Origin of the sequence: Sphingopyxis sp. LC363 (assembly GCF_000756385.1) — a bacterium.
Taxonomy (GTDB): domain Bacteria; phylum Pseudomonadota; class Alphaproteobacteria; order Sphingomonadales; family Sphingomonadaceae; genus Sphingopyxis.
Genome location: NZ_JNFC01000010.1, coordinates 39,495 through 63,504, shown reverse-complemented (window position 1 = coordinate 63,504; position 24,010 = coordinate 39,495). Strand labels below are relative to the sequence as shown.

At 65.5% G+C, this 24,010-nt stretch carries 20 protein-coding genes and 1 tRNA gene; 15 read left to right on the top strand and 6 right to left on the bottom strand.

Translation table 11 applies throughout. From position 1 onward, the window contains the following. The first annotated feature begins 277 nt into the window (after window positions 1–277). From FG95_RS05040 to FG95_RS05030, 3 genes are all read left to right on the top strand, one after another. On the top strand, window positions 278–580 hold the full coding sequence (locus tag FG95_RS05040) for a PspC domain-containing protein (RefSeq protein WP_037554359.1): 303 nt from the start codon (window positions 278–280) through the stop codon (window positions 578–580). A 251-nt stretch (window positions 581–831) separates the two neighbouring features. Then, entirely contained in the window at window positions 832–1,503 is a 672-nt protein-coding gene (locus FG95_RS05035) for a DUF6975 family protein (protein ID WP_037554395.1), read from the top strand. 268 nt (window positions 1,504–1,771) lie between these two features. After that, complete coding sequence (locus tag FG95_RS05030) at window positions 1,772–2,617, top strand: AAA family ATPase (RefSeq protein WP_037554358.1); 846 nt, start codon at window positions 1,772–1,774, stop codon at window positions 2,615–2,617. 144 nt (window positions 2,618–2,761) lie between these two features. On the opposite strand, the gene FG95_RS05025 is transcribed toward FG95_RS05030, so the two are convergent. Next, window positions 2,762–4,171 carry a methyl-accepting chemotaxis protein gene (locus tag FG95_RS05025; protein WP_235211467.1) on the bottom strand — a complete coding sequence of 470 codons (1,410 nt, stop codon included), beginning with the start codon at window positions 4,169–4,171 and terminating at the stop codon, window positions 2,762–2,764. A gap of 550 nt (window positions 4,172–4,721) precedes the next feature. Between FG95_RS05025 and FG95_RS05020 the strand changes: the two genes are divergently transcribed. From FG95_RS05020 to FG95_RS05005, 4 genes are read left to right on the top strand one after another with little or no spacing between them, the layout of a single operon-like run. Further along, on the top strand, window positions 4,722–5,900 hold the full coding sequence (locus FG95_RS05020; RefSeq protein ID WP_037554356.1) for a vWA domain-containing protein: 1,179 nt from the start codon (window positions 4,722–4,724) through the stop codon (window positions 5,898–5,900). Between the two features lie 3 nt (window positions 5,901–5,903). Beyond that, window positions 5,904–7,403 (top strand): amidohydrolase family protein, encoded by a 1,500-nt coding sequence (locus tag FG95_RS05015; protein ID WP_037554355.1) that lies wholly within the window; start codon window positions 5,904–5,906, stop codon window positions 7,401–7,403. Window positions 7,404–7,405: 2 nt separating this feature from the next. Continuing rightward, a complete protein-coding gene (locus tag FG95_RS05010) occupies window positions 7,406–8,212 on the top strand; it encodes a lipid II flippase Amj family protein (RefSeq protein ID WP_037554354.1) in 807 nt (268 codons plus the stop codon). Then, window positions 8,205–9,071 (top strand): DUF817 domain-containing protein, encoded by an 867-nt coding sequence (locus FG95_RS05005; protein WP_037554353.1) that lies wholly within the window; start codon window positions 8,205–8,207, stop codon window positions 9,069–9,071. Before FG95_RS05010 ends, FG95_RS05005 begins: the two co-directional genes overlap by 8 nt. A 94-nt stretch (window positions 9,072–9,165) precedes the next feature. On the opposite strand, the gene FG95_RS05000 is transcribed toward FG95_RS05005, so the two are convergent. Genes FG95_RS05000 through FG95_RS04990 form a run of 3 tightly spaced genes read right to left on the bottom strand, consistent with a single transcriptional unit; the run spans window position 9,166 to window position 12,175 of the window. Next, the gene (locus FG95_RS05000; protein WP_081933021.1) at window positions 9,166–10,410 is read right to left on the bottom strand and encodes a M24 family metallopeptidase; all 1,245 of its coding nucleotides are present in this window, start codon (window positions 10,408–10,410) and stop codon (window positions 9,166–9,168) included. Between the two features lie 11 nt (window positions 10,411–10,421). Next, window positions 10,422–11,630, bottom strand: coding sequence for an exo-beta-N-acetylmuramidase NamZ family protein (locus FG95_RS04995; protein WP_037554349.1), 1,209 nt, complete (start codon window positions 11,628–11,630; stop codon window positions 10,422–10,424). Further along, on the bottom strand, window positions 11,627–12,175 hold the full coding sequence (locus FG95_RS04990; RefSeq protein ID WP_037554347.1) for a DOMON-like domain-containing protein: 549 nt from the start codon (window positions 12,173–12,175) through the stop codon (window positions 11,627–11,629). The genes FG95_RS04995 and FG95_RS04990 overlap by 4 nt, the downstream gene beginning before the upstream one ends. A 41-nt stretch (window positions 12,176–12,216) precedes the next feature. On the opposite strand from FG95_RS04990, the gene tyrS reads away from it, so the two are divergent. Together tyrS and FG95_RS04980 are read left to right on the top strand one after the other, a co-directional pair. Beyond that, window positions 12,217–13,443, top strand: coding sequence for a tyrosine--tRNA ligase (gene tyrS, locus FG95_RS04985; RefSeq protein WP_037554346.1), 1,227 nt, complete (start codon window positions 12,217–12,219; stop codon window positions 13,441–13,443). A 75-nt stretch (window positions 13,444–13,518) separates the two neighbouring features. Then, window positions 13,519–13,860, top strand: coding sequence for a PilZ domain-containing protein (locus FG95_RS04980; RefSeq protein WP_037554343.1), 342 nt, complete (start codon window positions 13,519–13,521; stop codon window positions 13,858–13,860). Here the strand turns inward: FG95_RS04980 and recG are convergent. Continuing rightward, window positions 13,857–15,923: an ATP-dependent DNA helicase RecG gene (gene recG / locus FG95_RS04975; RefSeq protein ID WP_037554341.1), complete on the bottom strand. Its 2,067-nt coding sequence runs from the start codon at window positions 15,921–15,923 to the stop codon at window positions 13,857–13,859. The genes FG95_RS04980 and recG overlap by 4 nt on opposite strands. Window positions 15,924–16,154: 231 nt before the next feature. Between recG and FG95_RS04970 the strand changes: the two genes are divergently transcribed. After that, window positions 16,155–16,415 carry a succinate dehydrogenase assembly factor 2 gene (locus tag FG95_RS04970; RefSeq protein ID WP_037554340.1) on the top strand — a complete coding sequence of 87 codons (261 nt, stop codon included), beginning with the start codon at window positions 16,155–16,157 and terminating at the stop codon, window positions 16,413–16,415. Then, window positions 16,412–19,906 (top strand): transcription-repair coupling factor, encoded by a 3,495-nt coding sequence (gene mfd, locus FG95_RS04965; protein WP_052182108.1) that lies wholly within the window; start codon window positions 16,412–16,414, stop codon window positions 19,904–19,906. The genes FG95_RS04970 and mfd overlap by 4 nt, the downstream gene beginning before the upstream one ends. A gap of 23 nt (window positions 19,907–19,929) precedes the next feature. Here the strand turns inward: mfd and FG95_RS04960 are convergent, their stop codons facing one another. Further along, complete coding sequence (locus FG95_RS04960; protein ID WP_037554339.1) at window positions 19,930–21,126, bottom strand: GGDEF domain-containing phosphodiesterase; 1,197 nt, start codon at window positions 21,124–21,126, stop codon at window positions 19,930–19,932. 53 nt (window positions 21,127–21,179) lie between these two features. Between FG95_RS04960 and moaA the strand changes: the two genes are divergently transcribed. The 4 genes from moaA (at window position 21,180) to FG95_RS04940 (ending at window position 23,988) form a co-directional block, all read left to right on the top strand. Beyond that, window positions 21,180–22,202: a GTP 3',8-cyclase MoaA gene (gene moaA / locus FG95_RS04955; RefSeq protein WP_052182107.1), complete on the top strand. Its 1,023-nt coding sequence runs from the start codon at window positions 21,180–21,182 to the stop codon at window positions 22,200–22,202. A 43-nt stretch (window positions 22,203–22,245) separates the two neighbouring features. Then, window positions 22,246–23,016, top strand: coding sequence for an NAD kinase (locus tag FG95_RS04950; protein WP_037554338.1), 771 nt, complete (start codon window positions 22,246–22,248; stop codon window positions 23,014–23,016). 82 nt (window positions 23,017–23,098) lie between these two features. Next, a tRNA-Asn gene (locus FG95_RS04945) sits at window positions 23,099–23,173 on the top strand. A 38-nt stretch (window positions 23,174–23,211) separates the two neighbouring features. Then, the gene (locus FG95_RS04940; protein ID WP_052182106.1) at window positions 23,212–23,988 is read left to right on the top strand and encodes a hypothetical protein; all 777 of its coding nucleotides are present in this window, start codon (window positions 23,212–23,214) and stop codon (window positions 23,986–23,988) included. The last annotated feature ends 22 nt before the right edge of the window (window positions 23,989–24,010 follow it).

Sequence of the window (24,010 nt, the reverse complement as noted above, 5' to 3'; positions counted from 1 at the left end):
TTTTTTTGCCGATGCTCTTCAAATCTCCATATTTCCTCATCACATAGCGCACGTCACAGCGATGCGGAGGCTTTCATCGCCGGTTCAGGCACCGCCCATCAAATGGCAATCATTCCCACTCATTGGGAATCGATTCACGTATAATCGCGGGCATTTCGTCGGGGCGAGACGGGAAAAAGCCCGGAAATTCGCGGGACTGCGAAAATTGGCACGGCCTTTGCGATGCTTCGGGCATCGGCGCGGGGCAGTGCTCGCAGCCAAAGGGAAAGATAGAAAAATGCAGAACGAAACCACCAATCTCTTCCGCCGCCGCGACACCTTCTTCGGTATCTGCGAGGCCGTGGGCCAGGATTTCGGCTTCAACCCGCTGTATCTACGCCTGGCGTTCATCGCGCCGCTCTTTTTCTTCCCCGTCCAGACCTTTGCGGCCTATTTCGCGCTCGGGCTCGTCGTGCTCGCATCGCGGCTGCTCTTCCCCGCGAAGACCGCCGGCCAATCCGCACTGACCGCGATCGAATCCGACGCGCCGAACGCCGAAAAGACCCCCGAAAAAACGGGCGAACTCGCACTCGCGGCTTGAGCGGTCCCGGCCGGGCATTCCCTCTCCCCGTCTGGCCTCTCCGCTCCGATGGTGCACCCCGCGCCATAGCATGGGACCGGCAAGCTTCTCCCCGAGGCTTGCCGGTTCCTTCGTCTGTCCCCGACTGAAACAATCGGATCACAAATCCGTCCCCGCTTATAAACGCGTCGTTTACGACGTTGCCCTATGACCGATCGCTGACATTCCATTGGCTTGGGCGCTCGCGCGCCTGCCGCAGCGAGGATCGGCCGTTGAACCAGTCGCCCCAGCCCAAAGCGCCGACGCGCGGCGTCGCCGAACTGCTCGACGCGCTGGTCGCCAGCGACGGCACCGGCGCGCACCCGCACGTCCGCTCGGGCGCGCTGTCGAGCGGGCCCGAAGCGATGCGCAATCTCGCCGACGCGGTGCATTTCCTTTGCCTTCTCCATGGCCGCCACCCCGGGGTCATCGACAATGCCGCGCGCAAGGCGGTCGATCCCGCGTCGCGCCGGTGGATGGACGAAGCCGCCGACGCCTTTGTCGAAGAGCGCGCCTTCCTGTCGAAGATCGCCTCGGCGGTCGGCCCCGTCCCGAGCACGCAGGGCCAAGCGCAATGCGAAGCCGCGGTCGCCGCGCAGCGCAAGGCGCTCGACATGCTCGCCGAATCGGACCGCCACGGCTGCGCGCTCGGCGCCGCGATCGCGCTGACGCTCGACTGGCGCACGATTCGCGTGCTGCTCGACATCAGCGCGCTGCGGCTCGATCTGGTGCCGCCGACCTGCACTCTGCCCGACCTGCCGGGCACCGCGCGGCTCGCGGCAGCGGTCGCCGACACCCCGGCGATCGAACGCGCGATGGTGTTCGGCGCACAGCAGCTCATCACCCAGCACAGCGGCCTCTGGGATTTGATGGCCGCACGCGCCGCAAGCCGCGCGCATTCATGATTGATATCCTCCCTGTGGCGAAGCCATGGGGAGGTGGCAGCGCGCAGCGCTGACGGAGGGACTGTGACGCGGCCCCTCCACCACCCGCTTCGCGAGAGTGCTGGGTCGTCCAGTCCCCCGGACTGGACTTGGATTGCCGGGGGCAATCCAACCCTGCACTCCCCCTCCCCATCGCTTCGCGACAGGGAGGACCATCTGCCCCACACGCTTGCACCCATCCCCTACCCCCGCTATGCCCGCTTGACGTTCACGTTAAGGGAAAGAGCCGATGCGCTTCGAAGGCACCAGCGCCTATATCGCCACCGACGACCTCAAGGTCGCGGTCAACGCCGCGACGCTGCTCCGCCGTCCGCTGCTCGTGAAGGGCGAGCCCGGCACCGGCAAGACGGTGCTGGCCGAGGAAATCGCCAAGGCCTTCGACGCGCCGCTGATCACCTGGAACATCAAATCGACGACGAAGGCGCAGCAGGGGCTTTACCAATATGATGCGGTCGCGCGCCTGCGCGACGGCCAACTCGGCGAAGAGCGCGTCCACGACATCCGCAATTACATCAAGAAGGGCAAATTGTGGGAGGCGTTCACTTCGCCCAAGCTGCCCGTGCTGCTGATCGACGAGATCGACAAGGCCGACATCGAATTCCCGAACGACCTGCTCCAGGAACTCGATCGCATGGCGTTCCACGTCTACGAGACCGACGAGACGGTCACCGCGAAAGAACGCCCGATCGTCGTCATCACCTCGAACAATGAAAAGGAACTGCCCGACGCCTTCCTGCGCCGCTGTTTCTTCCACTATATCAAATTCCCCGACCGCGACACGATGGCCGAGATCGTCGAGGTCCACTTCCCCGGCATCCAGAAGACGCTCGTCAGCCGCGCGATGGATATCTTCTACGAGGTGCGCGAAGTGCCGGGGCTCAAGAAAAAGCCTTCGACGAGCGAGTTGATCGACTGGCTCAAGCTGCTGCTCAACGAAGATATGCCGCTCGAAGTGCTCCAGAACCGCGACGTCGGCAAGGCGATCCCGCCCTTGCACGGCGCGCTGCTCAAGAATGAGCAGGATGTGATGCTGTTCGAAAAGCTGGCGTTTATGGCGCGGCGGCAGGGAAGCTGACAACGATCCTCCCCGTGGCGAAGCCATGGGGAGGTGGCAGCGGCGCAGCCGCTGACGGAGGGGCTATTGGCGCAAGATCGCGGCCCCTCCACCACCCTTCGGGCGGTCCCCCTCCCATGGCTTCGCCACAGGGAGGATCAATCATTAGAGCTGGTACGCGACCTCGACATCGCCCCAGCGGCGGCCGCCGATCACCGCCGGCATATAGACGTTGCGCACGGTCAGATAGTTGATGCCGTCGCCTTCCTGCCGATAGACAGTCATGAAGAAGGGGGCGGTGCTGCGCTTCGCCGCGGCGTCGGTCTCGTCGTAAAGGATGCGGCCGTTGCGGCAGTGCGCCGTGTCATGCTCGATGTCGCCCGTGGGCGCGCGCGAGCATTCGGTTATATGCGTCGGCAGAAAGCCGTTCATGTCGCCCGCCGACGACATCTTGATTTCGGGGTGCTCGGCGACGATGCGGTCGAACAGCGGGCGCCAGTTGGCGTCGGCCCAGTCCGACAGCGTCGTGCGGAACCGTTCGGGGTTCGAATTCGGCACGCGCACATAATTGGTGTCGAAGACCTGCTCCATCGTCAGCTCGCCGCGCGCGATCGCGCGTTCGGCCAAGCCCACGAATTCGTTGCGCACCTTCGCCGCCAGTTCGACGATCGCCGAATCCTGCGGGCTCACGCCGGCCGAAATCACCGCATTGAACATGCGGTTCGACACATGCTCCATCGCCAGGATCGAATCGCGCGTGCCGTCGAGCGTCAAACTATTGTCGCGCACCGAGGCGACGACGCTGTCGAGCGCCTCGCGCACCTTCGCGCCATTGGCGTGCACCATCGCACTCGATTGCGCGATGCGGTCGCTCTGGTCGTCGAGCAGCGCGACGAGGTGCGTCGCGTCGTGCAGCGCATCGGTGATCGTTTCGAACTGCGCCTCGGCGCGGCTCGACTGTTCGACGCCCGACTGGATTTCGGCGACGAGTCCGCTCGCCTCGGTCGCGAGGCTGCCGATGCTCCGGCGGATCTCGTCGGTCGCGCCGCGCGTGTTCTGCGCCAGCTTCTTCACCTCGGCGGCGACGACGGCGAAGGTGCGCCCCGCGTCGCCGGCGCGCTCGGCCTCGATCGCGGCGTTCAATGCAAGCATGTTGGTGGTCTTCGCAATCTGTTCGATCGACTGGCTGACCTGCTGGACCTGCTCCATCACCGCCGCGAAATTGGTGACATGCGCGCCGAGCCGCGCGATCAGGTCGATCACCGAGCGGAATTCGGTCACCGCCGCATTGACGCGCTCGGCGCCGGTATCGAGTTGTTCGCACGCACGCGCCGACAGCAGCTTCGCTTCGTCGGTCGAATCGGCGATCTGGCGCTGGTCGGCCTCGAGGCTGACGACATATTCCTCAAGTCGGCCAAGCTCGCCGATCTGCCGCTCCATCTGATCGGTCGCGCGCTTGATCCGCCCCGCGGCATCGCTGCACCCCACGGCCAGTTCGCCGCAGTCGCTCGCAACCGACTGGTCGAGGATCGGCTCCGCCGGGTTGATCGGATCATATTTCATTGGCTTGCCCACGTCCCTGAATGATCGAGAAGCTATGACGCGCAATGGTTAACGCTGGGTCAATGGAAGGACGCGCGGAGGTGTCGACTTTGGGATGGGAAGTGGATGTTGCGGCAATTTAGCCCCTCCCCTTCAGGGGAGGGGCAACGCAGACTTGGCAGCTTGCTGCCTAGTCGCAGTGGGGTGGGGGCCATCGGCCTTGCGCAAGGCCGATGGCCCCCACCCCAACCCAGTATCAGGTGAAACGTCCCCCGGACGCTTCACCTGATACTCCTGAAGGGGAGGGGCTTTCTTCTCTCAATGGCAGCTTCCGGTCGAAACCGGTCGTTTGCCGCATCCCATTTTTCGCCGCAAAAATCCCTTTCCTAAAAAATCCGGCCATGATCTACCCTGCCGGATGACCCCGCCACCTCCGTGCCGCCCTATCTATTTCTGCGACAGCGATTACCCTCTCGTGCGCGCGATGAGGCGTCAACTTCGTCAACTTTCGCCCGCTGGAGCAGCTGGTTTCCGTAAACGTAAAGTGATTGCGCCGGCCGTCCCGAAAGGATAACCCTGCCCCATGTTTTTCGGCTTTCTCGACGAGCTTCGCGCTGCGGGCATTCCCGCCAGCCTGAAAGAGCATCTGATGCTGTTGGAGGCGCTCGACCGCGAGGTAATCGATCGCAGCCCCGAGCAATTCTATTACCTCTCGCGCGCGATTTACGTGAAGGACGAAGGCCAGCTCGACCGTTTCGACCAGGTGTTCAACAAGGTCTTCAAGGGCATCATTTCCGATTACGGCCAGAATCCGGTCGACGTCCCCGCCGACTGGCTGAAGGCGGTCGCCGAGAAATTCCTGACGCCCGAGGAAATGGCCGCGATCGAATCGCTCGGCGACTGGGACAAGATCATGGAGACGCTGAAAGAGCGGCTCGAGGAACAGCAGAAGCGCCACGAGGGCGGCAGCAAGTGGATCGGCACCGGCGGCACGTCGCCTTTCGGCAATTCGGGCTATAACCCCGAAGGCGTGCGGATCGGCGGCGAGAGCAAACACAAGAGAGCTTTGAAAGTCTGGGAAAAGCGCGAGTTCCAGAATCTCGACAACACCAAGGAACTCGGGACCCGCAACATCAAGATCGCGCTGCGCCGCCTGCGCAAATTCGCGCGCGAGGGCGCGGCCGACGAGCTCGACATCCCCGGCACGATCGATGGCACCGCGCGCCAGGGCTGGCTCGACATCCGCATGCGCCCCGAACGGCGCAATGCGGTTAAATTGCTGCTGTTCCTCGACGTCGGCGGATCGATGGACCCGTTCATCAAGCTGTGCGAAGAATTGTTCAGCGCCGCGACGACCGAATTCAAAAATCTCGAATTCTTCTATTTCCACAATTGCCCGTACGAAGGCGTGTGGAAGGACAACAAGCGCCGTTGGTCCGAACGCCATCAGATGTGGGATATCCTCCACAAATATGGCCATGATTACAAAGTGATCTTCGTCGGCGACGCGTCGATGAGCGCCTATGAAATCACCCATCCGGGCGGCAGCGTCGAACATTTCAACGAGGAATCGGGCGCGGTCTGGCTCCAGCGCATCACCCATGTCTATCCCGCCGCGGTGTGGCTCAACCCGGTGCCCGAGGCGCATTGGGGCTACACCCAGTCGGTGAAGCTGATCAAGCAGCTGATGAGCGACCGCATGTATCCGCTGACCCTCGCGGGCCTCGACGATGCGATGCGCGAATTGACGCGCAAGCATTGATCCATGGTCCGGCGCTGGTCGCTTCGCCTGATCAAGACGATCGGCGCGCTGTTGGCGCTGTCGCTGCTTGCCTTCGCCGTTGCGCTCGCCTGGCCGCGCGCCGCCGCGCCGCGACCCGACCACGCACCGCTGCTGCTGATCGAGGGCGCGCGTATCGTCGATGTCGAAAGCAGCACCGCGGGCGAACCCACGCGCTTGCTGGTTCGCGACGGGCGGATCGCAGCGATCGGCTCCGCCATAACGGCACCGGCGGGCGCACGGCGGATCGATGGACGCGGCAAGTGGTTGATCCCCGGCCTTTGGGACATGCACAGTCACAGCTTCCAGATATCGCCGCAATTGCATCTGCCATTACAGGTCGCAAACGGCATCACCGCGGTGCGCGACATGATGGGCTGCCCGGAAGCGAGCGACCCGCTGCTCGCCTGCCACGACGACAAGCTGCGCTGGTCGCGCGCAGCCGTGGCGGGCACGATGGCGAGTCCGCGCTTCATCGGCGACGCGAGCTTCTATTATGAAGATCCGAACCTCACCGCCGCTGCGGTCGCCGCGCGCGCTGCCACCGACAAGGCCCGCGGTGTCACGCTCCTCAAAAGCTATAACCGCCTTTCGTTGCCGGCCTGGCGCGCGCTGATCGCAGCCAGCGCCCGTCACGGCCTGCCCGTCGTCGGCCATGTCCCAAAGGCCGTTCCACTGGACGAGGCCGTTACCGGCGGTCAGCGCAGCTTCGAGCATGGTCGCATTTTCATTGAAGGCTGCGCCGCCGAGGCGCCCGCATGGCGCGCCGGGCGGCTCGACGGACTGCCGTCGCCCGCACGCCTGCGTCGCTTGCTCGCCAAGCGTGACGAGCCGGCCTGCGCCGCGATCATGATGCAGATGGCCGCACGTAAACTGGCCTTCGTCCCGACGCTCGTGACGCGCGAGGAAGATGCGCGAGCGCATGATTCCGCCCTTACCGAAGATCCGCGTCTTCGCTTCGCCGATCCGCTGTCGCGCTGGGCCTATCGCGACGATGCCGGCGCGACCGCCACCAGCTATGCGGCAGCTGCCGACCGGGCGCTACTCACGCAGGCGCTGCGGCGAGCGCAAGCCGATGCGCTCGCGGCCCATCGCGCTGGCGTCTCCGTGCTGGTCGGCAGCGACACGATCATCGCCGGGCTGCGTTACCATGACGAGTTGGCGCAGCTCGCGGCGGCAGGACTGACACCGGCCGAGGTGTTGCGAGCCGCGACGATCGACGCCGCGCGCTTTGTCGGGCACGATCGCGAGCTTGGTTCGATCGCGGTCGGGAAACGCGCCGACCTCGTCCTGCTTGACGCCGATCCGCTCACTGACGTAGCAGCGAGCCGCCGTATCGCTGCGGTGCTGCTCAACGGCCATGTCTATGACCGTTCGCGGCTCGCCGCTCTCCATGATTATGTCGCGCGACAGGCCAATCATCCCGCCAACTGGGCGCGCATGATCTGGGGCTTTGCGACGAGTCCCGCGAGTTCCAGCCTGTAACGATGTTCGACCTTCCCCTCCTCACCATCTTAGCCCTCACCGGCTTCATCAACCTGATCGGCGCGCTCGCCTATGCCGCGCGTATCGCCGGCGTCCGCACGCGGCGCATCGCGATGTCGTTTGCGCTGTTCAACATCCTCGTGCTCTTCTCGCGCACCTCGAACAGCTTCCTTGGCCCCTTCCTCGCCAAGCGCATCGAGACGCGCATCCACGACGGCAGCGGTGGACAGCTCTTCTTCGACATGCAGATGGTGCTCGCCGCGGCGAGCGTCGCGACGCTGGTGGGCATATTGCTCGTCCCCACCGGCCAGCGCATGTTCGCCGCCGCGATCGGCTGGTATCAGGACAATCGTTCGACGACGAAGCTCGCACTGAAGGCGATCAGCCCGAGTGGCGTGCGCACACTCGGCCGGTCGCTTACCCTTCCCCGCCTGTCGCACCTCAGGAGCTGGAAGATGCCGAAGGGGATCGGCTGGGGGGTGCTGATCGCCAACTGCCTTGCGCAGTCGTTGCTCGCTGTCGGCGTCGTGGCGTCGCTCTACGCTGGCTATCTCGCCCCCGAATTCCGCGTCACGGCCTCGCAGCTCTCGGCGCTGATCAACGGCTTTGCGACGATCCTGCTGTTTGCCTTCATCGACCCGCAACTGTCGGTGATGACCGACGACGCGGTCGAGGGAAAGGTCGACGAGGCCGATTTCCGCCGCGCGATCACCTTCATTTCGTTGAGCCGCCTCGCCGGTACGGTGCTTGCGCAGGCGCTACTGCTTCCCGCCGCGGCGCTGATCGCATGGGTCGCCGTATATGTCTGATGCAGACAGCGGCGCGCGCAACCACAGCCGCTTTCACGCGGTCCGCGCGCAACTGGAAACGATGGCGGTCACGCCGGGACCGCGTGGCTGGTTTCTCGAATTCTGTGTCTTCGGCTTCAAGCAGGGCTGGGCGTGCCTATTCGGCGGACTGATGCTCGCGCTCTTACTCGGCACGCACCTCTTCTGGCCCGACGACGCGCCGCTGCACCGCTATGATGCGATCACGATCGGCGCGGTGCTGATCCAGCTCGGGATGCTCGCCTTCCGGCTCGAAACGCCGAAGGAAGCGCTCGTCATCCTGATCTTCCACATCGTCGGCACGGTGATGGAGCTGTTCAAGACCGCCGCGGGATCGTGGCAATATCCCGAAGCGAGCCTCCTCCACATCGGCGCGGTGCCGCTCTTCTCGGGCTTCATGTACGCCGCGGTCGGCAGCTATATCGCGCGCGTCTGGCGCATCTTCGACTTTCGTTACACGGGCTATCCGCCGGTGTGGACGAGCTATGCACTGGCAGCGGCGATCTATGTCAATTTCTTCGCGCACCACTGGACTTACGACATCCGCTGGTTCCTGTTCGCGGCGACGGCGCTGCTCTTCTGGCGTTGTCAGGTGTGGTTCCGCCCACTGCACGTCCGCCGCCGCATGCCGCTACTCGTCGGCTGGGGACTCGTCGCGCTGTTCATCTGGTTTGCGGAAAATATCGGCACCTTCGCACGCGCCTGGACCTACCCGAGCCAGAACGACGGCTGGCACATGGTCGGGGTCGAGAAGCTTGGCAGCTGGTATCTGCTGATGATCATCTCGTTCGTGCTGGTCAGTCTGGTGCAGCGGCCGAAGGGGCCGGACACCAGCTCCTAACCCGTTCGTGCTGAGCTTGTCGAAGCACCGCCCTTCTTCTTGCGACGCAAAAAACAAGAACGGCCCTTCGACAAGCTCAGGCAAACGGAGTTTTTTAGGCAAATGGCCGGTCGATCGACGGCGGCGGCTCGCTGAACCATTTCGGCCCGCTGTCGGTCATGTAGAAACAATCCTCGAGCCTGATACCGAACTCGCCGGGGATATAGATGCCGGGTTCGTTCGAGAAACACATGCCCGGTGCGAGCTTCGTCATCTCGCCGCGCACGAGGTTGACCGGCTCGTGCCCGTCGAGCCCGATGCCGTGACCGGTGCGGTGCGAGGTGCCGGGGAGCTTGTAACCGGGGCCCCAACCGAGGCTCTCATAATAAGCGCGCACCGCGTCATCGACCTTGCCCGCAGGCGTGCCGAGCTTCGCCGCGGCGAAAGCGACGTCCTGTCCCTTGCGCATCTGGTCCCACACTTGCCGCTGGCGCGGCGTCGCCTTGCCGTAAACGAAGCTGCGCGAAATATCCGACTGATAGCCATGGACCGTCGCGCCGCAGTCCATCAGCACGACCTCGCCGTCCCTCACCGCCTGCGGCTTGCCCGACCCGTGCGGATAGGCGCTCGCTTCGCCGAGCAGGATCAGCTCAAACTCGCTGCGCCCGCCGAGCGCGATGGTCGCGGCCCTCATGATCGCGCCGATGTCGGCCGGGGTCATCCCCGCTTCCACCCGCGGCGCGGTGTGGCGATAGGCGGCGAGCGTGATGTCGGCGGCGACCTGCATCAGCGCAATTTCGGCGAGTGACTTGTGCATGCGGCACCCGCGCACGACGGGCGCGCCATTGACGACGGTCGCCTCCGGCATCGCCTTTTCGAGCCCGTCGACCGCGAAATAGCGCACCGTCTCCTCGACGCCGATCCGGCCCTTCGCCAATCCGCGCTTGCCGAGCCATGCGGCGACGGCGGCGAGCGGATTCTCGTCCTCGTTCCAGGTCAGCACCTCGGCGTCGATCGCGAGGCTTTCGCGCACCGACGGCTCTTCGAAGAAGGGCGTAACGACCGCGATCTCGCCTTCGCGCGTCAGCACCGCGGCGGTCAGCCGCTCGCTGCGCGACCAGCGCACGCCGGTGAAATAGATGAGGCTCGAGCCGGGCTCGATCAGCAGCGCGCCGATGTCGTTCGCGCGCATCAACTCCTTCGCTTTCGCGATGCGCGCCATGCGCTCGGCCTTGCCGATGGGGACGGCTTTGGCGGCGAGGTTCGGCAGACCCGCCGTGTCCGCTGCAAGCGCCGATACCGGCAAGCTCGCAGCCAGCCCAGTCAGCGCCGCGGTTCCCAGAAATTGCCGCCGGTGCATCGTCATTCCCCTCACTTGTAAATCAGCAGGTCGGCGATTTCCTCGCGCCACCCCGCCTCGTCGGGCAGCGCGAGCGCGTCGAGATCGCCCGGCGCCGCGCCCGCATCGTCGACCCACTCGCGCAGGCCCGGACCGCCGTTGATCACGTCGATCGCGAGCACATCGTCGGTATACTCGTATTGGAAATCCTTGCCGCGCCAGATCGGGTAGTCGGGGTAGAGCGAACGGATCGCCTTGAAGCCCAGCGCCTGCACGCGCCACGGGCGGAAGGCGGCGTGGTCGTACCAAGCACCCTCGGCATGGATATGCACGCCGCTGTTGAGCTGCTTCATATGCTTGTGGAAGGTCGGCTCGAACCAGATGTCGCGCAGCTTGCATCCCGACAGCCATTCGGGCGCGAGGCGCTGCATTTCGGCGATCACCGCGCGCGCATCGATGTCGGGCGCGCCGAACAGTTCGAGCGGGCGCGTCGTGCCGCGGCCCTCGCTCAAGGTCGCGCCCTCGACCATCACCGTGCCGGCATAGGCGCGCGCCATGTTGAGGTTCGCAGCGTTGGGGCTGGGGTTGATCCAGACGCGCGTCGTGGGCCAGCCGAAGCCGGGGCCTTTCGGGTCCCAGCCCTCCATTTCGATCACGCGATAATCGACGTCGAGCCCGAAGTGGCGGATGAACCAGTGCCCCATCTCGCCCATCGTGAGGCCGTGGCGCATCACCATCGGCCCCGCGCCGACGAAGCTTTCCCACCGGAGCAGAAGCCGCGTGCCCTCGACAGGGCGACCCGCGGGGTTCGGACGATCGAGCACCCACACCGCCTTGCCATGCTGCGCCGCGGCTTCGAGGATGTAGAGCAGGGTCGTCACATAGGTGTAGATGCGGCAGCCGAGATCCTGCAGATCGACGAGCATCACGTCGAAGGTGTGCATCGACTGTCCCGACGGCCGCCGCACTTCGCCATAAAGGCTGAACACCGGCATGCCATAAGTCGGATCGGTGAAGTCGGGCGACTCCATCATATTGTCCTGCAGGTCGCCGCGTACGCCATGCTGCGGCCCGAACACCGCCGTGATGTCGATCCCGGCCGCGACGAGCGCATCGAGGCTGTGGGTCAGGTCGGCGGTGACCGAGGCGGGATGCGCGAGCAGCGCGACGCGCTTTCCCTGAAGCGGCGTGCGAAGCGCGGGGTCGGCGAGCAGGCGGTCGATACCGAAAAGGGTCGTCATGCCCGTCCGCGTGCCTCAAGCGTCAGCGCAAAGCAATCGGGATGATGGAAGTCGGGCTTGCCCGGCGGATGCGCGAGCGCCCAATAGCTTTTAGTGCCGTCGAGCTCCTCGATCACCGCCGACAGCGCGAGCTTCGCACCGATGTCGGGAAAGATGCCAGGTTCGACGCGCAGCGCATAGCTTTGCTCGCCGCGCTCGGCGACCATTTCCCACGGCGCGAGTTCGTCGGAGCGCAGCAGCGAGCGATAATCGTCAAACTGGTAACAGGCCCAGCGCCCATCGGGACCATAGTTGAATTCGGTATAGTCGGGCTGGCCCTCCTCCGTCAGGAAGGCCTCGAAACAGGTGCTTTCCCACAGGCAATCGGTCGCGCTGTCGGCGATGACCAGTTCGCCCTCACCGTGGGGCAGCACGAGGTCGGCGATCGATCCGTCGACGACGTAGCGCAGCGCGAAACCGTCCTCGAACGACAGGCTGACCTCGACCGCGACCGACCGCACCGCCTTGGCCGGCGTATCGGGGTGACAGATCAGCTCCTTGCGCATGCTATCCAAATATCAAACCCCATGTTATGCGCCCGCCCGCTATGACGAACTATAAATCCGACCTGCTGCGCCTTCTCGACGAGCGAGGCTATATCCATCAGACGACCGACGCGGAAGGGCTCGATGCGCTCGCGGCGAAACAGGTCGTCCCCGGATATATCGGCTTCGACGCAACCGCGCCGTCGCTGCACGTCGGCAGCCTCGTCCAGATCATGATGCTGCGCCGCCTGCAACAGACGGGCCACAAGCCCGTCGTGCTGATGGGCGGCGGGACGACGCGGATCGGCGACCCGACCGGGCGCGACGAAAGCCGCAAGATGCTGTCGGACGAGACGATCGCCGCGAACATCGCCTCGATCTTCAGCATTTTCCAGCAATTCCTCACCTTCGGCGACGGTCCGACCGACGCGGTGATGGTCGACAATCAGGACTGGCTCGGCCAGCTCGGCTATATCGAGCTGCTGCAGGAAGTCGGCACCCACTTCACGATCAACCGCATGATGACCTTCGATTCGGTCAAGTTGCGGCTCGAACGCGAGCAGCCGATGACCTTCCTCGAATTCAACTACATGATCCTGCAGGGTTATGATTTCCGCCATCTGTCCAAGAATATGGGCGTTCGGCTCCAGATGGGCGGGTCGGATCAGTGGGGCAATATCGTCAACGGCATGGAGCTGGGCCGCCGCATGGACGGCGCCGACCTCTTTGGCCTGACGACTCCGCTGCTGACCACCGCGGCGGGGGCAAAAATGGGCAAAACCGCCGGGGGCGCGGTGTGGCTCAATCCCGAACAACTGTCCCATTTTGACTATTGGCAATATTGGCGCAACTGCGACGACCGCGACGTCGGCAAATTCCTGAAGCTGTTCACCGACCTGCCGCTGGGCGAGATCGCACGGCTCGAAGCGCTCGAAGGCGCCGAGATCAACGAGGCGAAGAAGATCCTCGCCAACGAAGCGACCGCGATGTGCCGCGGCGAAGAGGCCGCGAAGGCCGCTTCGGACACCGCGGCGCAAACCTTTGAAAAGGGGCAGATCGGCGGCGACCTTCCGCAAGCCGTCGCGCCCGCCGCAGGGATCGGCGTCGTCGATGCGCTGCGCGAACTCGGCTTTGCCGCGTCGAACAAGGAGGCCCGCCGCAAGCTCGACGAGGGCGCGGTCAAGGTCGACGGGACCGTCGTTCGCGACCCGCAACATTTGATCCAGCCGGGCGAAACGCCGGTTCCGCTGAGCCTCGGGTCAAAAAAACATGGCCTTGTGGTGCGGTAACGCGCACAAAAGCGTTTACCACTTCTTCAGCAATCGGATGGATCGTCCATGGCAAAATCAACAAGGTCCACGAACATGCGCAAGATCGACACGAGCAAGGCCCATTATATCGGGCTCGACCAGCGGATCGCTCCGCGTAGCGACGTCTATTGCCGTCTGCCCTTCGTGATGCCCGACGGACGGCAGGAAATGTGCACCTGTGTCAACATCAGCGCCGACGGCATGCTGATGCGCTTCGAACGCGGGCTGGAGATCGGCGACCTCGTCATATTCCGCATGCCGATCATCGGGCGCACCGCCGCGAAGGTCGTCTGGTCGCTCGGCGGCAAGACCGGCGTGCAGTTCGACAAGTCGATCTCGGTCGAGGATTATCTGCCGATGATCCGCGCCATGGGCGCCAGAGGCGACGTAAACTAACCGCTTCTGAGCAGTGGCACCGCCGCATCGCGTTCGAACAGGTAAAGGCAGAGCCGCACCGCCTCGGCCCGCGCGCCCTCCATCCCGCCGTCGCGCTCGACGAACAGCCGCGCGTCGTCGTGCGCGACCGGTAGCAGTCGCACCAGCTGTTCGGGCGTCGCGAGCCGGTAATCGGCATCGCCAGATTGCTTGAGCCCGAGCAGTTCGCCGCCGCCGCGCAATTCCAGATCCTTCTCGGCAATCACGAAGCCGTCGTTGGTATCGCGCATCAGCGCCAGCCGCTCGCGCGCGGTCTCCGACAGATTTTGTGAGCGGAGCAGCAGGCACACCGATTTCGCGGCGCCACGCCCCACGCGGCCGCGCAGTTGGTGCAGCTGCGCCAGCCCGAAATTTTCGGCATGTTCGACGATCATCAGGCTCGCGGCGGGGACATCGACGCCGACCTCGATCACCGTGGTCGCGACGAGCACCCCGATTTCGCCTGCCTGGAAGCGCGCCATGACCTCGTCCTTCTCGGGGCCCTTCATCCGGCCGTGGACAAGCCCGACGCGCGCATCGCCCAGCCGCTCGCGAAGCAACGCTGCCCGATCCTCGGCCGCCGCCAGTTCGCTCCCTTCGCTTTCGGCAACGAGCGGGCACACCCAATAGGCCTGCGCGCCCGTGGCGAGGTGGCGGTCGAGCGAGTCCACGACATCGTCGAGCCGGTCGAGCGAGATGACGCGCGTATCGACGGGGGTGCGGCCGGGGGGCATTTCGTCGATCTGCGACACGTCCATCTCGCCATGGTTGGCGAGTTGCAGCGTGCGCGGGATCGGCGTCGCGGTCATCACGAGCAGATGCGGCGGACGCGCCGCCTTTTGGGTCAGCATCAACCGCTGCGCGACGCCGAAGCGATGCTGTTCGTCGACGACGACAAGCGCGAGGTCCCGGTAATTCACCGCCTGCTGGAAGATCGCGTGGGTGCCCACGAGAATGTCGATGCTGCCGTCGGCGAGCCCCATCAGCGTCGATTCGCGCGCCTTGCCCTTGTCGCGCCCGGTCAGGATCGCGAGATTGACGGGCAGGCCGGACAGCATGCGCTGCAAGGTCGCAAAATGCTGGCGCGCGAGGATTTCGGTCGGCGCGAGCAGCGCCGCTTGCGTCCCCGCCTCGACCGCCGACAGCATCGCGCGCAAGGCGACGAGCGTTTTGCCCGACCCGACGTCGCCCTGCAGCATCCGCAGCATCGGCGTGTCCTGCGCCATGTCGCCCGCAATCTCGCGCCCGACGCGTTCTTGCGCGCCGGTCAGCCCAAACGGCAGCTTGAGCGCAGCGGTGAGCCGCCCGTCGCCGACGATCGGCCGCCCCTTGCGCGTGCGGAGCCCCTGCCGGATCAGCATGAGCGCGACCTGGCTCGCGAAAATCTCGTCATAGGCGAGCCGGTCGCGCGCCGCCTCGTCGCGCGGGCTGGCGTGGGCGCGCTCCATCGCCTCGTTCCACGCGGGCCATCCGCGCGTCGCGAGCAAGGGGGCGTCGATCCACTCGGCCAGCTCGGGACGGCGTTCGAGCGCGACCTGACCCAGCTGCGATAGCCGCGCGTTGGTCAGGCCCTCGGTCAGCGGATAGACGGGCTCATGCTCGGCGATTCCCGCTTCGTCGCCCGGCTCGGCGACATGGTCGGGATGCACAATCTGGCGCATGTCGCCGTAGAGGTCGAGTCGGCCCGACACACGGCGTTTTTCGCCGAGCGGAAAAAGCTTGCGCGCCAGCCCCGATGTCCGCCCGAAATAGACGAGCCGGACATGATCGCCCGCGCTGTCGAACGCCTCGACCCCAAAGGGCGCGCGCGGGGACCGGCCCGGCCGGTAATCCTGCGCGGTCAGTTCGACGATGATCGTCTGCCCCGCCTGCGCCTGATCGAGCCGGTCGACCGGGAAGCGCGAGATCAGCCCCGTCGGCAGGTGAAACAGCACATCGACCACGCGCTCGAGCCCCAGCCGCGTCAGCGGCTTGGCAAGCTGCGGCCCGACGCCTTTGAGGTCGGTGAGCGCGGCAAAGAGCGGATTGAGGATTTCGGGTCGCATGGATCATCATGTCTAACGCTGACAGCGCAAAGTTGCACCCCCTCTCCCCTTGCGGGAGAGGGCAGCGACACTTACGAGCTTGCTCGTTAGTCGCAGCGGGTGAGGGGTAGCGCTTGCAAAGCAAGCGCGCGCTCGCCATGCGAGCGCTCACCCTCATCCAACTTCGCCTAGGCGCTTTGCGCCAAGGCTTCGTATCCTTCTCCCGTCAAGGGAGAAGGGAAAGAGAAATAGATGACCGACCGCCTCAAACGCCTGAAATTCCGCGCCTGGCACCGCGGCACGCGCGAGGCCGATTATATGATCGGAGGCTTCTTCGACCGCTATTCGGCCGGCTGGAGCGAGGAGGAGATCGCTTGGTTCGAAATCGTCGTCGAGGAAGACGACGTCGACATCATGGCATGGGCGCTCGGCACCGGCCATCCGCCGACGCATCTCGACCGCCCCGATATGATCGCGGCGATGCGCCGGCTGGACTATATCCCGCTGCCATGACCCGGAGTGCCGCCGACATATTCGCCGCCATCGCGTCGGCCCCGGCGCCGCTGACGCTGGCGCGCACCGCCGACGGTTTCCTGCCGCTGCTGCTTGCCGACCTTGCGCGCGCCAGCGACAAGCGCCTCGTCTATGTCGCGACCGACGATGGGGCGATGCAGGCGGTCGCCGATGCCGCCCCCTTCTTCGCGCCCGACCTGATCGTCCACCGCTTCCCCGCATGGGACTGCCTGCCCTATGACCGCGCGGGGCCGTCGATGCGCGTCAGCGCCGACCGGCTTGCGACGCTCTCGGCGCTGCAACTTCCCGCGAAGCGCGGCGAGTTGATCCTCACGACCGTCGCTGCAATCACCCAGCGCACGCTCACCCCGTTCCGCATCCGCCAGCTCGCGACGACGCTTGCCCCGGGACAGCGGATCGACCGCGACGCGCTCGCCGAGCTACTCGTATCGAACGGCTTCAGCCGCGTCGACACCGTCGCCGATCAGGGCGAGTTCGCGGTGCGCGGCGGCATTCTCGACCTGTTCCCGGCGGGCGAGGAAAATGGCCTGCGCGTCGATTTCTTCGGCGACGAGATCGAGAGCATCCGCCGCTTCGACCCCGCCGACCAGCGCAGCCTCGGCCCCGCAAAGGCGCTGCAACTGCTCCCCGCCAGCGAAACCTTGCTCGACGAAGCGACGATCAAGCGTTTCCGCTCCGGCTATCGCGACCTGTTCGGCGCACAGGCGACTGGCGACCCGCTCTATCAGGCCGTCAGCGACGGCCGGCGGCAGGCGGGCATGGACCATTGGCTGCCCTTGTTCGAGGAACGGCTGGCGACGCTGTTCGACCATATCGATCCCGCGGCGCCGGTGCTGCGCGGCCATCGCACCGAAGCGACCGCCGAGACGCGCTTTGCCGCGATCGCCGACTATCATGCCAACCGCGTCGCCGCCGAGCGCGAGTCGCCGGGAAGCTATCGCCCGCTCGCGCCCGAAACGCTCTATCTGACCGAGGCCGAATGGGTCGGGGCGGCCCGCGAGCGTCCGATCCATGTCGTGACCCCCTTCGACGTGCCCCCGTCGGCAACGGTCGTCGATCTCGAAACCTTCGCCGCGCGCGATTTCACGCCCGAGCGCACCGCCGACGAAAATGTCTACACAAAGGTCGCCGACCATCTGTCGGACGAGCGTCGCAAGGGCCGCAAGACGATCATCGCCAGCTATTCGGGCGGCGCGCGCGAGCGATTGTCGGGCTTGCTGCGGGACCACGGCGTCACCTCTCTCGCCCCCGTGGACAGCTGGCAGGATGCGCTCGGCACAGCTTCGTCCGAAAGCGGCGGCGCGACCGCGATGGTCGTCCTGCCGCTCGACCATGGCTTTGCGAGCGACGCGGTCAGCCTGCTCACCGAGCAGGATATCCTCGGCGAGCGCCTCGTTCGGCGTCAGAAGCGCCGCAAGAGCGCCGACGCCTTCCTCGCCGAACTCGCGACGCTCAGCGTCGGCGACCTCGTCGTCCACCTCGATCATGGTATCGGGCGTTACGAGGGCCTGACGCAAATCCCGGTCGGGAGCAGCCCGCACGATTGCGTCGCGCTCACTTATTCGGGCGGCGACAAGCTCTACGTCCCCGTCGAGAATCTCGATGTCCTCTCGCGCTACGGCGGCGAGAGCGACGGGGTCGCGCTCGACAAGCTCGGCGGCGAAGCCTGGCAGCGCCGCAAGGCGCGGATGAAGGAACGCATCCGCGAGATCGCGGGCGAACTGCTCGCGACCGCGGCGCAGCGCGCGCTGCGTTCGGGCGAATTGCTCGCGCAGGATGCTGCCTATCCCGCCTTCGCCGACCGTTTTCCCTATCAGGAGACCGACGATCAGGACCGCGCGATCGGCGACGTGCTCGCCGACATGGCGTCGGGGCGCCCGATGGACCGGCTCGTGTGCGGCGATGTCGGCTTCGGCAAGACCGAGGTGGCGCTGCGCGCGGCTTTCGTCGCCGCGATGGCGGGGGTGCAAGTCGCGGTCGTTGTCCCGACAACGTTGCTTGCGCGCCAGCATTACACCAATTTCGTCGAGCGCTTCAAAGGCTTCCCGGTCAACATCGGGCGCCTGTCGCGTCTCGTTCCCGCGAGCGAAGCGCAAAAGACGCGCGACGGCCTCGCGAGCGGTCAGATCGATATCGTCGTCGGCACCCATGCGGTGATCGCCAAGGCGGTCGAGTTCAAGAATCTCGGCCTCGTCATCGTCGACGAGGAGCAGCGTTTCGGCGTCGTCCACAAGGAGCGGCTGAAGCAGCTCAAGGCCGACGTCCACGTCCTGACGCTGACCGCAACGCCGATCCCGCGCACGCTCCAGATGGCGATGTCGGGCCTCCGCGAACTCAGCGTGATCCAGACGCCGCCGGTCGACCGGCTTGCGGTGCGGACTTACGTCGCGCCGTGGGATCCGGTCGTGATCCGCGAGGCACTGCTCCGCGAGCACGACCGCGGCGGGCAGAGTTTCTTCGTTACCCCGCGGATCAAGGACCTTCCCGACATCGAGGAGTTCCTGCGCACGCGCGTGCCCGAGATCAAATATGTCGTCGCGCACGGCCAGATGGGCGCGCAAGAGGTCGAGGAGCGGATGAGCGCTTTCTACGACCGCAAATATGACGTGCTCGTATCGACGACGATCGTCGAAAGCGGGCTCGACATTCCGAGCGCGAACACGCTGATCGTCCACCGAGCCGACCGTTTCGGGCTCGCGCAACTCTATCAGCTGCGCGGCCGCGTCGGGCGCTCGAAGACGCGGGCCTATGCCTATCTCACGACGCTCGAAGGCGGCGCGATCACCGACACCGCCGAGAAGCGGCTGAAATTGCTCGGCGATCTCGACACGCTCGGCGCGGGCTTCCAGCTCGCGAGCCACGACCTCGACATTCGCGGCGCGGGCAACCTCGTCGGCGACGAGCAGTCGGGGCATATCCGCGAGGTCGGATTCGAGCTGTACCAGTCGATGCTCGAGGAGGCCATTTTGGTGGCCAAGGCCGAGGGCATGGGCGCCGCGCCGCCGCGCGAGGCGCTGTCGCCGGTCATCACCGTCGACGCGCCGATCCTGATCCCCGAGGATTATGTCCCCGACCTGCCGCTGCGCATGGCACTCTATCGCCGCCTCAACGAAGCGAGCGACCGGCCGGCGCTCGATGCCTTCGCCGCCGAGATGATCGACCGCTTCGGCCCGCTGCCGCCCGAGACCGCGAACCTCATTCAGCTGATGGAGATCAAGGCGAACGCCAAGCTCGCGGGCATCGCCAAGCTCGACGTGGGGACCAAGGGCGCGCTGATCAGCTTCCACGGCGACCAGTTCGCCAACGTCCCCGGCCTGATCGCCTATGTCGAACGGCTGAAGGGCCGCGCGCGCATCCGCCCCGACAACAAGCTGTCGATCAGCGGCGACTGGGTGAGCACCGGTGCGCGGCTCAACGGTGCGCTGCAATTGTCGAAAGGATTGGGCAAGCTGGCGAAGCAGACTTCATAACGTCGCCTTCGCGGGGGCGACGGCTATTCCATCAACCCAAGCAGTTGATCCCCCGGCACTGGCCCCGATTTCAGGAATCCCTGCCAGGTCGCAACGCCGAGTTCCTTCAGCCGTTCCAGCTGGCGCTCCTTCTCGATCCCCTCGGCAACCACGAGTAGCCCGAGAGCGCGCGCGAGATCGACGATCGCGCGCACGACGATGCGGTCGCGGTCGCTGCCGTCGATCGTGCGGGTAAAGCCGCTGTCGATCTTGAGATAATCGATCGGCAGCCGCGCGAGCAGCGACAGGCTGGAATAGCCGGTGCCGAAATCGTCGATAGCGATCGCGACGCCGAGCGCGCGAATCTGCGCCAGCTGGTCGGCGGCACTCGCCGGATCGCTGAGCATCGCCTGTTCGGTCAGTTCGAGCGTCAGCCGGTCGGGATCCACCCTCGCCGCCTTTGCCATCGCCGCGAAGCGCCCGGCGAATTCGGGGTCACCAAGGTCGGCGGCGGTGATGTTGAGCGAGACGCGCAGCTTCGCGAGCGCCTTTGGCCAGGTCGCCATTTCGGCGAGCGCGACGCGGTGCGCATGTTCGGTGAGCTCGCATTCGAGGCGTGCCGCACGCGCCGCGGTCACCAGCGGCCCGGCCCCAAGCAGCCCGAGTTCGGGATGCTGCCAGCGCAGCAGCGCCTCAACGCCCGTCATCGCGCCGGTCGCCACATCATATTGCGGCTGGTAATGGATCGCGACCTCATTTCGCGACAGCGCGGCATGGACCATCACTCCGTCGCGTGCCGACGCGGGCCGCGCGAGCTGGTCACACGCTGCACCAAGTTGCTCGGCGACCGATTCGCCCTGCGTGATCAGTGCAGCGGCGATGCGGATCGACAGGCGACCGTGCGGATCGCCGACGATTGGTTCGGCAAGCGCAACGTGCAGCGCGCGCTCCTGTGCGCGAAGCGCCCCGAGCGACAGCGGCGTTGCAGGAACGATCAGGAAGCGCGGCCCGTCGAGCCGGTCGACGCACGACCCTTGGCCGAACTCGTCGCTCGCAAAATTTTCCAGCCGTCGCCCGATTTCGTCGAGCACCGAATCGCCTGCTGCTGTTCCAGCGCTGTTGTTAATGCGCGCCATCTGATCGACCTGAACCAGGATGACACCGACGTCGGCGTCGTGCCGAGCGTGCAGGATTTCGAGTTTGTGGGCGCAGGCGGAAAGGGTTTCGGACAGGCGATTCATTGCCCCTTCCTAACAGGCTTTCCTTGCCAAGCTCCTGCCTTTTGCACCACAATATGTCCGTGGCTGTCTCATTATCCCACCACGCCGCGTCGTCGGCACCGTTAATCGACGGACTTGGTCGCCGGATCAGTTACTTGCGCCTGTCGGTCACCGACCGCTGCGACCTGCGCTGCCGTTATTGCATGGCCGAAGACATGACCTTCCTGCCCAGGTCGGCGGTGCTCAGCATCGAGGAAATGGCCGAACTTGCCGAGCGTTTCGTCGCACGCGGCATCCGCCGCATCCGCCTGACCGGCGGCGAGCCGCTCGTGCGGCGCGGTATCGACACGCTCGCGATGCGATTGGGGGCGCTGATCGGCCACGGCCTCGACGAGCTCACGCTGACGACCAACGCGATGCGGCTTGCCGAACATGCGTCGATGCTGGCGGCGGCAGGGGTGCGCCGTATCAACGTGAGCCTCGACACCCTCGATCCGGCGGCGTTCCGGCATATCACGCGCGTCGGCGACCTCGATGTCGCGCTGCGCGGGATCGAGGCGGCGCGCGCGGCCGGGCTGGCGATCAAGATCAACATGGTCGCGCTTGCTGGACTCAACGAGGATCAACTGCTCCCCATGCTCGATTATTGCGCGGAGACCGGCTGCGACCTCACGCTCATCGAGACGATGCCGCTCGGCGAGATCGCGGACGATCGCAGCGATCATTATATCCCGCTCCATCATTTCATCGCGCCGCTGCGCGATGCGCATGCCATCTATCCCGTCGACAAACGCACCGGCGGTCCCGCGCGCTATTTCGCGGTCGAGGACAGCCCGGTCACGCTCGGCCTGATCACGCCGCTCAGCGACAATTTCTGCGCGACGTGCAACCGCATCCGTCTGACCGTCGAAGGCCGCGTCTATATGTGCCTCGGCCAGGACGATCATGTCGACCTGCGCGCAGCCTTGCGCGAAGACGGCGACGTCGACGGCTTGATTGACGCCGCATTGGCTGGCAAACCCCGCGCGCATGACTTTCATATCGAACGAGAGTCCAAACCGGCGGTCGCGCGTCATATGAGTGCAACGGGCGGCTAACAGGCCGTTCCGATATTCGAAGGCACGGGGGAACCGGACCAATATGCAACGCAAGATCGCGCTTGTCGCATCGAATGCGCCCGCGGCCATGGAAGCGGAGGCCGAACTTCGCCCGCTCTACGATTTCGTCGATCTGGCGGAGGCCGACCTCTTGATCGTGCTCGGCGGCGACGGTTTCCTGCTGCACATGCTGCATCAGTTGCTCGACCAGCGCCGCAGCCTGCCCGTCTTCGGAATGAACCGCGGCACGATCGGCTTTCTGATGAACGAGTTTCGCGTCGAAGGGCTGCTCGACCGCATCGCCGCGGCGCGCCCCTATCTGATCCATCCGCTGTCGGGCGACATCACGACGATCAGTGGCGAGCGGCACATTTTGCCGGCGATCAACGAAATCTCGCTGCTTCGCGAAACGCGCCAGGCCGCGAAGCTCGAAGTGATGATCAACGAAAAGACGATGCTAGAGGAACTGGCGTGCGACGGCGTGCTCGTCTCTACCCCTGCCGGATCGACCGCTTATAATCTCAGCGCGAACGGCCCGATCCTGCCGCTCGATTCGGCGATGCTCGCGCTTACGCCGATCAGCCCCTTCCGCCCGCGGCGCTGGCGCGGCGCGCTCGTCCCCGAATCGACGAGCATCCGCTTCAACGTCCGCGAGGCCGCCAAACGCCCGGTCAGCGCGGTCGCCGACCAGCGCGAGATCCGCGACGTGAAGACCGTGCTCGTGACGACCGACCGCAGCCGGCCGCTGACTTTGCTGTTCGATCCCGACCAGGGCCTCGACGAACGCATCGCAATGGAACAATTTATCGCCTGAGAGTCACAAAGCCGCCAAAACCCTCTTGATAATTATATCGGTTGGCGGCAAAGGGGCCGCCTTGTCCGCATCGGCGGCGTGTTCCTCGGTAGCTCAGCGGTAGAGCAATCGACTGTTAATCGATCGGTCGTAGGTTCGAATCCTACCCGGGGAGCCATATCTTTCCAGACTTGTGCAGGGCTACGCTGAAACACCTTGCTTCGACTGAACCCTGTTCCGGCCACGCCCTACGTCGCACAGCTCAACATCGGGGTAGGTCGCCGCACGCTTGCCATCAGCCTGGCCGTGGCGATTGCCGGACTTCTGCTGCTCATGCTCCTCTCGTGGGGGCCCGGAACGCAGCCTGACGCTGAGGAAGAGTCGATCAGCGTGGTGAGCCTCGAGGCCGCCGAGACCGCGAAAGATGCGCCCGAGCCGGACAGCCCGGAACGCCAGCAGACCGAGGAACGGACCACCTCGCCGCAGCCGGAACCCGACGAACCGCAGCCGTTGACACCGCTGCCGCCGCAAGTCCCCGAACCGCCGGCCGCGCCCCCAATGCCAGCGCCCGTCCAGCGGCCAATGCCGGCGAGTCCCCCGAAGGCCGCGCGTCCACAGGGCGGGCCGGTTTACGGGCCACCCGATACAGGCCGATCATCCTCTTCGCGCGACACCGAACGCGTGGGAACGGCACCCAACGGCGAGCCGCTCTATGCGGCCGCCTGGTACCGCGAGCCGAGCGATGGCGAGTTGCGCGGCTATCTGTCCACCGCCAGCGGGCCCGGCTGGGGATTGATCGCCTGCCGCACGGCGCCCGATTACCGGGTCGAGGATTGCGTCGGGCTCGACGAATATCCGTATGGATCGCAGATCAATCGCGCGGTGCTCGCCGCGGCGTGGCAGTTTCAGGTGCGGCCTCCGCGGCTTGGCGGGCGGCCGATGGTGGGTAGCTGGGTCCGAATCCGGATCGATTACGGCACCAGGCGGCGTTGATCGTCGCTTGCGCAAGGCCGAT